Annotated in this window: 6 protein-coding genes; 2 read left to right on the top strand and 4 right to left on the bottom strand. The window is 41.7% G+C overall.

Translation table 11 applies throughout. The annotated features are described in order from the left end of the window. Positions 1–373 (top strand): hypothetical protein (locus V7M78_RS20480; RefSeq protein ID WP_333652585.1); only part of this gene is annotated, 373 nt, incomplete at its 5' end. Further along, positions 339–809 carry a hypothetical protein gene (locus V7M78_RS20485; protein ID WP_333652587.1) on the top strand — a complete coding sequence of 157 codons (471 nt, stop codon included), beginning with the start codon at positions 339–341 and terminating at the stop codon, positions 807–809. The genes V7M78_RS20480 and V7M78_RS20485, both read left to right, overlap by 35 nt. A gap of 96 nt (positions 810–905) precedes the next feature. Here the strand turns inward: V7M78_RS20485 and V7M78_RS20490 are convergent, their stop codons facing one another. The 4 genes from V7M78_RS20490 to V7M78_RS20505 all read right to left on the bottom strand — a co-directional run bounded on the left by V7M78_RS20490 (position 906) and on the right by V7M78_RS20505 (position 12,960). Continuing rightward, on the bottom strand, positions 906–4,043 hold the full coding sequence (locus tag V7M78_RS20490; RefSeq protein ID WP_333652590.1) for a type III restriction-modification system endonuclease: 3,138 nt from the start codon (positions 4,041–4,043) through the stop codon (positions 906–908). A 108-nt stretch (positions 4,044–4,151) separates the two neighbouring features. Next, the gene (locus V7M78_RS20495) at positions 4,152–6,140 is read right to left on the bottom strand and encodes a site-specific DNA-methyltransferase (protein WP_333652593.1); all 1,989 of its coding nucleotides are present in this window, start codon (positions 6,138–6,140) and stop codon (positions 4,152–4,154) included. Between the two features lie 12 nt (positions 6,141–6,152). After that, entirely contained in the window at positions 6,153–6,926 is a 774-nt protein-coding gene (locus tag V7M78_RS20500) for a hypothetical protein (RefSeq protein ID WP_333652595.1), read from the bottom strand. Between the two features lie 421 nt (positions 6,927–7,347). After that, positions 7,348–12,960 (bottom strand): S-layer homology domain-containing protein, encoded by a 5,613-nt coding sequence (locus V7M78_RS20505; protein ID WP_333652598.1) that lies wholly within the window; start codon positions 12,958–12,960, stop codon positions 7,348–7,350. Positions 12,961–13,035 lie beyond the last annotated feature (75 nt).

A 13,035-nucleotide genomic window follows, 5' to 3' on the forward strand; every position in this document is an offset into this window, starting at 1 on the left:
CAATGCCTACACAGCCTACGACACAGCCTATGCCGACTCCAATGCCTACACAGCCCACGACACAGCCTCAGCCAACACCAATGCCCACACAGCCCATGCAGCCTCAGCCAACACCAATGCCTACACAGCCTCAGCCCATGCCAATGCCTACACAGCCTATGCAGCCTCAGCCTATGCCAATGCCCACACAGCCCATGCAGCCTACTCCAATGCCCAGGCCTATTCCAATGCCGGAACCTATACCCGAACCGCCTGTTGCCTCCTGGATAAGCAAAGAAGAGCAGGATCTGATCAACTACCTGCGTCTCTTATGGTCTCAGCATGCTTACTGGGCCAGAATGGCAATGCAAAGCATGATCATGGAGCTTCCTGACGCACAGCCTGTTTCCGACCGTCTTATGCAGAATACGGAAGACTTTGCAGAGGTTCTGGAATCTCTCTATGGTAACGATGCAGCAGCAAGCTTTGCAGACCTGCTGAACAACCACATTTCTCTGGCTAATGAATATATCATAGCCACACAAGCAGGAAATACGTCCGCAGCCGCTGATATTGAAAGGCAATGGTCTGAAAATGCGAACCAGATTGCAAATGCTCTCAGCAGTATGAATTCCAACTGGACGGCAGAGGATTGGAGAAATATGCTCTCCGACCATATTGAACTTCTAAAGAGAGATGCTTCTGATATGATATCCGGTAACTTCGCGGACAGCATCAATACATTTGCTGACATCGAAGGGAATGCGCTTGATATGGCCGATGCCATGGCACAGGGAATCGTAGCGCAGTTTCCTCAGTATTACAGATAGAACCGAGTTTATGCGAAAACGCATACAGAGATAAGCAAAAGCCTCAGAAACCCTTATTACGGGCTTTCTGAGGCTTTTATCAGCCCTTTCCTAACCTCACATTACCTTGTTAAGCAGCTGCTGATAGCTGTCAACGTGATCATATACCACGCGGCTGCCGGACAGTGCGGTAAAAAGCTTCTTTGCACAATCAATTTTTGCCTTCTCAATAGGACGCAGATTCAAACTTTCCATTGTTCCCTTTGTTTCTGCCACAAAAAATATATGCTTTACCGTTCCTTCTTCAAATGCAATCGCCCAATCCGGTGAATAATTTCCAACCGGCGTCGGAATCTTAAATCCCCTGGGAAGTTTTGCATACACGCATACCTCCCCAGCCCCATCCAAATCTTCTGCAAACCTTCTCTCCACGCTCTTTTCTGCGGTACCGTCTGTAAACACATAGTCCTGTACATGTTTTACAGCTCGGAACGCCTTCTCGATATCCTGGGAATGTTTCTCAGCCGTAAAGATTGCGCTGTCATACACTCCCTCAATCTGATCATAAGAAATATGTTCCACAACCGCTGCTGCCTTTTGTTCATTAATCAGACGGATCACCTTCGCTATAAACTCTTCCGGGTTATTTTTAAACATGGCAAACTTGGCCGGACTTATGCCCTGCAAAATAGCCGCAGCAGTCTTTCGGGTCAGAGAAGTTCCCTCTGCCACCTTTCCAATGAGGTCATACCTTATCCGGCTGGTTACCGTATGCTTCAAGGCTTTTGTTTCCGTTTCCGCACCATAAAAAGAAGTTTCCCCAATAACCATTCCCCGATTGACATTTTCCCTCTGGAATCCCTTTGAAAGGGTATATTGAAGCTCCGACACAAAAAGCTCCCGGTCAATGGATTCCACTGCTTTTCTTATGAGCTCCTGAGAATCAAAATCCACCTTATAAACATACTTATGGTTAATATATCCCCAAAGGGTCTGGAATTCTTTTTTATAGAAATTATCATTGAGGGGATTTCCGGTAACCTTGGTCTTATTTCCGTCCCCTATCATATTTTTCAATACATGTTCATCAAATATGCCCTGAATCAGAGCATGTACCCCCTCTTCCATGGAACCCAATGCCTCCGGCAGAGGAACAAGACAGTGGTTTTTTAAATCCTCATGGTAAGAAGGGGTAATGCGGTCCCCCTCATCAATATAATCACACTTAATCAGGTAGCGGTAAATCAGCCCGGCCTGCGTATCCGTTATGGTGACCTTCCCTTCCCCAACGCTTACCGTCTGACCCGCAAAATACGCCTTATCAGCCTTCATCGGTCTGTCATGCAGGTTCTCTTTCATATCAGACTGTAAAGCCGATACAAAAGAGGCATAGCCTTCACTGGCAATCACTGTCAGCATATTGATATCATGAACCTCATCGCCGCAGGCTTCCCCATCCATACGGTTGCCCTGCCGGTCAACACAAAGCCTTAATCCGCGTCCCACCTCCTGACGCTTCTGCGCCGCGCTGTCCCCGCCGTGCTTTAAGGTACAAATCTGAAATATGTTGGAATTATCCCATCCTTCACGCAATGCCGAGTGAGAGAAAATAAATCTGGTAGGCTCTTCAAAAGAAAGCAGCCGTTCCTTATTCTTCAAAATCAGATCATAAGCTGAAATATCATCTGAAAATTCACTTCCCCGTTTTACCGAACTGTTTACTGCCCGCCCCTTTTTATCAATGCTGAAATATCCCTTGTGGGTATCATGGACATGAATCCCATCTAAGTACTCACGGTATTCTGAATTAAATATTTCCTGCTCATTCAGAACACTTAAATATTCCTCTTCAAACATCCTTCCATAATCGCCCAGCAGTTCATTTCCTTCGTCATCATACTGGCGGTAGTTTGCCACCTCATCAATAAAAAACAGTGACAGGGTCTTGATTCCCTTATTAAAAAGCTGTTCTTCCTTTTCAAAATGGGAAAGAATCGTCTCCCGGATCTGGATTCTGCGAATATCCCTTTCTGAAATATCACCTACCACATCGCCCTTATGAATGACTTCTCCATTTGTAAATGTTACAGTTCCCATTATGGGATCAATCTCCGAAATCACATACCCTTTATACTGCTCCAACGGGGGCATATGCTTCCCGGCAGACTTGTAATAAAGGTTATCCCCCACATCCAGCATTGCTGCCTCACGGTTGATGGATTTTTGGTAATTGCGTTCAAATTCAATCTTTGCCCTGGGAGCATGTTTTGGAGATACCACAATACTTTCCAAATACAGATATCCTTCTGTTCCGCGGAAGTTTTTTACTTCAAAGCCTTTTACCTCTATTTTTTTTACCAGGCGCTTATTATACGCATCCAAAGCGTCAAGCACATAAACAAGATTGTGCTGTTCCTTATGTGTAGCGGAATAATTGAGGCAGAATAAGGGATTAAAATTCTGCAGTGCCTTCTGGGTGACAGCACCGCCCATTTTCTGAGGCTCATCCAATATAATAATGGGACGGTTGGCCTTTATCACATCAATGGGCCTTCTGGAGGCAAACTCATCACGCTTGGAATATATAATTCTGCTCTCCTTGTTATTTGCCCCCTCTTTTAAAGAAGAGGCAAAAGCCTGTGTATTGATGATCATGACATTTATCCCGGAATTGCTGGAAAAGCCGTCAAGCCGGTTGAGATCGGAGCTGTTATAAATAAAGAATCTGGCTTTCTTTCCGTACTTCTCCATAAAATGCTCCTGGGTAATTTCAAAAGACTTATATACGCCTTCACGAATTGCGATTGACGGAACTACCACGATAAATTTGCTCCAGCCATATCTTTTATTTAATTCGAACATGGTCTTGATATATACATACGTCTTTCCAGTCCCCGTCTCCATTTCCACGTCCAATGAGCATCTTCCAAGATGGTTTACAAGCTTTCCGGATTGTTTCATGTTATTCGATGACTGGATTTCACGGATGTTATGCAGCAATTGCTCATCTGACAACTGGATGGTTTCATTTCGAAAAGCTGTATCATCAATGTCCTCCCAGTCCTCACGGACGGCTCCTTCCATATCCAGGCCCATTTGGCCCTCGAACTGATCTTTATAATTTCTCTTTCTTACCGTTTTGCCTAAGTCCCGAATGTAACCGACGCTCTCATAATAGGGCTGTCCGTCAAAAACCCGGACAACGCTGTCAACCGCCTCTGTCTGGTACTGCTGTATTTTAAAATCAAACCGCACAGTACTGTACCTCCTATAATATAGCTTATGAGAAGTTGATTTTTAACTTCTCATAAAAGGTGCCGCTTTTAGCACCGTCCATCCGATTATGAAAACATCTTCTTGTTTTCATAATATTCTCTTTACAGTACCGGGACTATATGCAGCAAAAATCTGCTCAAAATTTGCCATAACTGAGTCATTTACCATGCCCCCATCCCGAAACACTGCATAATGCGGTTTTCTCTTTGCAATTTCAGTCACCACTTCATTGGTAATATCAGAGTCAAAACATGCCATCAGGAAATCCTTCTCAACACTGAATACCCTTTTTCCGTTAATGCCGGTTTCCGCAATTTGGCTGGAAAGCAAAATGCCTAATTCAAGCATTACCTGATACAGCAGATCTTCCGCCGTCCTATCAGCCTTGATATTGTCAGCCATATTAAATAAGACTGCCTGGCTGTACTCGGCAGGGCTGTAATAAACGTCTTCCATATTGCTGGAAGCACATGAAAAAACTCTGAAACCGCAGTCAAGACTGGGATTTATCTTTTTCAGCATCTCTCCTGCTTTAGCAATCCTCATCTCCCCTGCCTCACATATATTCTTAAACCCAGCCCGGCCAAGAGGGGTTTCTGCCCCGCATTCTTCCGGTATTTGAACCATAATAAACTTTCGGTTTAAGCTATCTTCCGCATTCGCAGCCATAACCCCATGTGCAACGGTTCCTGAGCCTGAGAAGAAATCGAGGATGATATCATCCTTTCCGGTAAACGACATAATATGTTCCTTGCAGATTTCAACAACCTTGGGCGTATCAAAGGGGACCCCAAAGCCTTCCAGCATTGCCGTATCACTCCCCCCATAATAAATGAGAGAAGGAATATTTTCATACATATTTTCACTTAACAGATACTTTCTTGTAGGCTGAGTGGACTCGTCCTTTCCAAACAGAATAAGGCCTTTATTCTGCAAATCCTTCATTGTGGCACTGGGATTTCTCCAGCCCCGTTCAGGGATTGGACATGGTTTTTGAGTTGTTGGATGAATTAGAGGGATAAAATAATCATCAGGCGCCTTTTTCTTATTAGGCCAGGCCATAGACACCCCTCTGTATACCTCCCCATGCTCATCAATTTTGTTATATGCCTTTTCACCGCCGCTAAGCTCTGTCTGCTTTGAAATCCACTGGGAAAATTCTGTATTTATTTCTTCCAGAGTATATCCTGATTCAATTTTTGAGAATAGGGATTTGGCTTTTGCAAGAATCATATTGGCATTCTTTTTTGGTCTTTGCATTTTGCAGGAATTTAAGAATGCATTTTTATTTTTTGCATATACGAGGATATATTCATGCTGATAAGAAATACCTCGCGCATCACCTTTGGGGTTTCTTTTGTCCCATATTATGGTTCCTAAATCGTTTTGCTCTCCGAAGATTTCGGCGCAGATCTTCTGAAGGTTGACAATTTCATTTTCATCCATATTGATCAGGATGATTCCTTCATCAGATAATAGATTTCGGGCCAGTTTCAATCTTGGGTACATCATATTCAGCCAGTCTGTATGAAACCTGCCGTTTGTTTCATTATTCAGCCGGAAATCAAATAGGATGTTTCCATCCTGGTCATATTTTCCGCTTATGTGGTTGAATTCTTCATTTGATAATATAAAATCATCGTCATATACAAATGAATCTTTTCCTGTATTATAAGGCGGATCGATATAGATTAGTTTGATTTTATCCAGATACGTTTCTTGTAAGATTTTTAATACTTCAATGTTATCCCCCTCTATGTAGACGTTTTGGGTGTCATCAAAATTTATGCTCTTCTCTTTGCAGGGACGTAATGTTGATGTGGTCGGTTCATTTGATAATAAAACTGCCCTCTTCTTATCGGGCCATGTGAATCTGTATCTTTCTTCTTTGCCTTCAACTGGTACGCAGCCAATTTCAGCTTTGAGAATATCTACATCAATGGCTCTTTCGACTATAGGGGTTCCGTTCTCGTCATATCCAGTGATTTTTTCAGTAAAGGCATTGGGTAGTATCTCTTTTAGTTTTTCATAGTTTTTATTAAAATTATCATTTATCTTCATTTTCAGCTTTTTCATGTTTATTTCCTTTTAATTTAAGCTTGGGTCGAAATCAGAAACAAATTCTTCAATAGGCAGGTATCTTATAAATTTATAATACTCTTTTATGCGGTAATCAAATTCAAATAACTTGATATAACTTACGTCATCAAGAAAGGGACGTTCCTGCCGGTAATTATATGCAATATAAAAATCAATACCCGCTTCAACAGCTAGTTTAGATAATAAGATAAAGTTGTTGAAATCAGCCTTGTATGGATTCCATTTTTCCAAGGGAATCTTTGAACGTTTAAGCTCAATGATTTCTTTAATCTCATTTCCCTTAAAACGAATTAAATCTATATCACTGACAGTAACATCACTTCCCATGTTTTCTCTTTGCCATTCATGATATTGGCTGGAGCTTCTGTCATTGATGAATTTTTTAGTTTTGTTTTCATTCATTTTAATTCCATATTGAATAAACCGGTTACGGAGATCATCCATAGTAATTGTTTCTAAGCGGGCACTTCCAGCCTCCCAGTATTGAACCGTTTCCAGCGGTTTATCTGCATCATATCGAATGAAGTTCATATGTATATCTGTGTCTTTTACCATACTTTTTACAACAGAAATGATATTCTTCTCTTGTTGGCTTATACCTTCACTATTTCCAGAAGACTTAACAACCACACTAACCACCTTGGGTTCCTGCCTGTCATTTCCATAGACTAAAATCCATTTATCCGAAGATGTCCAGAAGAAGTTTTTTATATTGTTTTCTTTTAAAAATTCATAAATTCCGTTGCTTTCATAGTAACTCATAAATCTCACCCTATTTTTAAAAGCCTTTGATTTTTTATATTTTTATCTGCTGTAATAAAGTGTATTATTCATGGTTGTTTCATTTTGGGCCCGCTTTTTTAATGCCTTTATGCATTTCACTAATGTTGATACGTCTTAGTTTGTTGTAATTTGTTTATTTATAGTATGTTTTTGTTTGTCCAAATAATGAAACAATATTTTTCCATATGCTGTTAATTCCCTGTAAATGCTATTATACCATCTATACAAGGTTTCTTCAATTTTCTTATTTTACAGAATATCTGGCCTTGCCCATAAACTATCATTAAGATTTTATATCAGATTTTCGAGTTTACACGGACTTTGAAACTGCCTCCGCAAAACCGAAAGGCCCCAGGTTCTGGTGAGAATCCTGGGGCCTTTCGGTTTTCTTCATATTAAATTACTTTCTTACGCCTCTTTCGTCAATATCATAGCCATCTACTTTTGTGTTTCTGGCAAGGGAACCATCTGCATTAAAGTAATACCAATTCCCTTCAATTTCCAGCCATTTGCCAGATACCATGATACCATCGCTGCTAAAGTAATATGTTTTTTCAATATCATTGTCTCTGATATCTTTAAAACCAACCGCCATTATCTTAAGATCGTAATAACGCCAGCTTTGGCCATCCTTCACCCAGCCGGTTTTCAATATGCCAGATGGTTCGAAATAATGCCTTATACCTTCAATGGTCTGCCAATCAGTCACTGCTTTACCTTCTTTGAAGTACATGTACTGACCGCTGTCATTCTTCGCCCAGTTCTGGGCAGTAGCTGGATTAATGGTCAGTTTGATGTAACGGTGAAGCATAGAAGATGCCTCTCCGCGGCTGACATTGGCTTTCGGACTGAAGCTGCTTCCTTCTTTGCCAATGATGACACCGGCTTTCTGCATAGCAGTTACTGCCTCCTGATACCCGTTTTCAATTCTTGCTCCGTCAGAAAACGCAACCGCACTGTGGGCTTCCGGAAGTTTATAACCGGTTGCTTTCGCGTAGTTTGCCAATATAGCGGCAGCCTCTTCACGAGTAACTGTCTGATCTGGAGCAAACCGGTTATTTCCCTTATCCGGTATAATTCCTTTTTCATTGGCCCACTCAATATAAGGACGATCCCCATTATCTGCTTTTACATCTGTAAAGCTGTTATTTGTATAAGCCTTCACATCAATGGCTGCCAATCTGCCAAGGGCTGCTGCCAGGGCTCCCCTGGTAACAGCATGATTCGGTGAAAATACTGTTTCAGAGATGCCGGAGATAAGTCCTCTGTTAACCACATAGTCAATGGAGTCCTTGGCCCAATGTCCGCTTGTATCAGTTAATTTTGCTGCCGGAGATTCATAACCTAATCCATATACGGAAAAATGGTTGGTCTTAAAAATCAGACTTCTGCTGTTACTGTCATAAGCGGAACCTTCCACACGGGTTGGATTTCCCTGATCATCTACATAAACTGCATACAGTCCTCCAATGGCTTCATCGGATGCCGGAGCATATGGAATGCTTACGAAAACGGAACCATCTCCGAAGTTAGAAACATGTTTAGTTCCACCCTGGTAGCTTGCCTTTAAGTCATAGACAGGACGTGAGCCGATCTGATTTTTAGCCGCTCCGCTAAGCGTGGATGGATCCACTTTTTTTGCTGTAAGCTGTACATCTGCATTGGCCTGCTTATTAATTTCCGTTACTGCGGCCAGATTGATACCAAGTGTAATGTCCGGACGGTCGATCATCAGCTCCACACTTGAAATCTTGTTGCTGATTACCTGCTGCTGAATGTTCTTCGGCAGATTAACCGTAACGGCAGAGGCATCCTTGCCGCCTGTTGATACATTGATGGATACTGTGATATCACCTGCATTCACACCCTTTTTAGCTGCGTTTGCCCTGGCATTTGCAATTGCGTCAGTGATATTTTTATCTGAAACATTTACAACTGCATTTCCCTTACTGTCAATATCTGCCGCATTTTGGGCCGCACCTGTGACTGCCTGGGTCGGCAGGGAAGAGGAGCCTTTTGTGGTTGAATTATCGGAGTCATTGGCAGAGTCGCCGCCGGAGTTTCCACCGTTGTTACCGCCGTTGTTTCCTCCGTTGTTTCCTCCATTATTAACATCTGGCTGCCCGATGATGATAGCTACTGAATCAGAGCTTGCGCCATACAGTTCATTTTCTGCAAAGCGAACCACATAGGATCCGGAAGACAGTCCGGTGATCTCCCCACGTTCATTGGAAGTTACTTCTTTGTAGGAAGCCCCGTCTTTTTTATACTCATACTTGGTATTGGGATTCAGACCTGTAATCTTTCCATCATCTCCACCATTCTTTGTTGCATTTATAACACTTAGATTAGCTGGAGAACTGGTCTTCTCCCCTTTTTTCACCGTAATAACTGCAAATACCTTTTCGCCAGCCAAGTGAGTTTGTGTTTTTTCTGTTGCAAGGCTGATTCGAATGGTTCCTGCTTTGGTTACCGTAAGTATACTGCCTGAAATGGTACCTACACCAGTACCGCCTTCCTCAACCGCATAAATCCGGTTTCCTGCGTTCTTATCCACGGTAAACAGCGGGGATAATTGTTTTAAATCTATGGTTTTTCCGTTAAAAGTAACATTCGCAAAACCGCCTGCATTGTTTATGGCTGCTTTGGTTGTAAGTCTAATGTCGGAAGCAATATTGTCTCCTGCAAAAACATACTTGCAACTTACATTGCTGTCATTTCTTACAATTGCCGGTTCTGTGTAATCTCCTTCCACCTTTTGTAAGGCTACCATTCCCTCGTCAGTGATTCCATATCTTGCATGGATGGCAGTAGCAATTCCATTACTATTGCTGACGGAACTGCTTTTTGCGTAGATACTGCCGCTTGTAATATCAATTCCACTCTCTGAACTAATTCCAAAGCTGGAATAGTAGGCATCTCCTGCGATTGCAGTAATATTACCTCCGCTGATAGTAAGAATACCTACCGTATAGATACCAGTACTGTGAAATCCATTGGTATTTCCAGTTATAACATTAAGCCTGCCGGTATTGCCTGACATCTCTATATCACCATTGCTGAATATACCTCTGCTGCTGCTTTCATCTTCCCTATCTAATATGCTTATACTATTATCACTGTTATCAGCCAGTAATACCCTTGTTCCCCCCGGAAGATTGATTCCGATACTATCGGAACAAATCAGGTTAATGCCGCTCAATATAAGCTCATTATGTGAATGGTACCATGACCAGCCCTCTGCCGTATCATTGATGTCATCTTTTCTGGGATTCTTATTAACTAATTCTCCATTTAAATTACGGTACCAGACACTATCTGTTGTTAAATCCAGAGCAGTTGTGCGAACTCCAGCCTGTACAATATCAAATCTGGCATCCATATTAGATGCTGCAGATAAAGCATTACCGCTGGCCAGCTTATTTGCCGGAATAACAATATTCATTGCTTCCGACGATCCTGCGATTGGTATACCGTTAAAGCCAATGGTAACAACTTTATCAGAATCAATTTTTTCCAAGCTTGCAGTAATTCCTCCGGGCAGGTTCTGGAACCAGCCAGATACAACCTCACCCTCATTTAAATTGTTATATGTATCATTATCCAGAGTAACTGTTATAAAATCATGTCCGGAAAGTGCAGTACCTGTCATACCGGATACTATTTTGCTTCCCACAGAAGCGGTTGGAGCCGGCTGTTCAATAGCGATTCTTAAATCATTGGCTTTGATGCCAGTTCCATAGACGTAATAATTTGAATAACCATTATTTTCTATCCTTGTAGCCTCAGAATAATCATCGTCTATCTTCTGTAATACAGTAAGTCCTTTACTTGAAGTCAATTCTTTAAAAGTAACTGCATAACCGTTGTTATTTGACTTAAGATAAATGGTTCCACCTGTAATGTTTAAGCTATCAGTATAGATAACCCAGCCACTACTTGCTGATGGAATTAACACTCTTACTATACCATCTTCAATTGTGAGATCGGTCGTACGAATACCTACCGTCAACATGGCACCGGTCCCTTGCGCAAACAATTCACCAGACCCTTTGATTGTTACTTTTCCGTTTGAATCTATAACATTCGTAACAGCCATTGCCGAATTGTAACTTCCATCTGCCAATATGATGGTAGCACCGGGGGGCAGTTTAATTCCAACAGACGTAGTCGCATGAAGATTCAGACCGTCTAATACAAGTGTTCTTGCAGGATACCCTGTTACCTCATCTTCATATAAAAACCAGGACCAGCCCTCACTGGTATTAATGATATCATTTGTAATAGGAGATGCATCGACTATATCTCCAGATGTGTTTACATAAGATAACACTTCCCCTGTCAAATCCAGAGTACTGGTACGGGGCTGAATGCCAGTAATATTAAATTTGGCATTGTTATTAACTGTTACGGGCAGCATACCCTTAGTCAGATGATCGGCTGGAATTGTAATATTCATTACTTCATTTGACTGTACAGTTGGAATTCCGGAGAAGCCAATGGTGACGCTTTCATTTAAAACACTTTTTACTGTTGCAGTGAGTCCAATCGGAAGATTGCTGAACCAATTGGATACATTATCATTTTCTTGTAACTCAATAAATGTGTCATTGAGGATTGAAAATGTAACATCATTATCACCAGAGAGCGTTTTTCCTGCTCTGCCTGATACTGTCTTATCTGAAATTGTTGCAGTTCGCTTTACATAAGTACTGTTTACAAGTTTAACATCATTTGCTACAGTGTTGTTATCATTGTAAGTATACTTTTTTAAACTTGCATTCCAAACAGCCTCTATACTATAATCTCCATTTTTTGACTTTTGATAAACTTTAATACCTGGGTCATTGCCAAATGTTGATACAGTATCATTTTTTTGACCTTCAGGATCAATCAAATTAATGTAAACTTCTGCTTCCCCGATAAAAAGATTAAAGAAAGATAAAATTCCTACACCACCTGCACCATTTGGATATCCAGCCGTAATGTTTAAACAACCGCTACCTTTTATCTTCAGTTCATTTGCAAAGATACCATAGCTAGGCGTACTTGAATGAGTATAGGAATTATTAATATAATTATTGGTACCATCTTTCAGTACAATTGTTGTTCCCGGCAGGAGCATTACGGCTACATCATTATTAATATCAAAATCAATCCCATCAAAGACTAGGGTCTTTTCAGGATAGCCTTCCGCTTTATTACCATTTAAATACCAATGCCAGCCCTCTCCTGTTATAGCAATATCAGACTCTCTAGGATTTGCTTCTGCGTAACTATTTTCAGCAACTTGATACATAATATTATGAGCTGTCAAATCCAGAATCGTTGTTCGTTGATACAAGTTATTGCCTGCACCTCTAAGCATTATATTACCTACTGATACCGTAATGGCAGGCAAATCCACATTATCTGCAATCACATACTCATCAGGAATCGTCGGCTGGAAAATATAATCTCCTGCCACATCTGATTCAAACTCCGGCTCCGCACTCCATGTTACCGGTATGGAAATAACCTTTTCCACTACCTGAGTTTCCTGTACGTCTATAATCTCAGGATCATTTTCATCAAAAAAATCTACTCTGACGCTATCTGCCCGAAGGGCGTTGCTGCTGGTTGCATCAGGATTTTCAGATTCATTGGATTCCTGAGGTGTTTGAGGGTCCTGGGGGTCCTGATCTTCAACAGGCTCCTGAGCGCCGCCTTCTGTTGGGATTTCGTTGGGTGAGGTCTCAACTGGTTCTTCCACGATTTCAGAAGGATTCTCCTCGCTAGTTTCTAATTCTACGGTTGCCACCAGATTCTTTGGCAAATCAAGCTCCTTCACCTTTGTACCGATTGGCACGGATTGATATTCTGTTTCTTCCGCCAATGGTTCAAATGAGATTATTTCTCGTTCGATCTCTGAAGGCAGAACATTAGCTGATGCCGGAACCGGCATTCCGCCCAGCACCATGACCATTGATAGTACCAATGCCAAAGAACGCTGGAAGGGGTTGTGTTTTTTCATATCCTTTTCTCCTTAAAATTTATGTAGTATTGCCTGACTGGGCCTTTTACCACCCTTCTCCCTTTCATATCACTT

Origin of the sequence: Lacrimispora sp. (genome assembly GCF_036758025.1) — a bacterium.
Lineage (GTDB): Bacteria > Bacillota > Clostridia > Lachnospirales > Lachnospiraceae > Lacrimispora.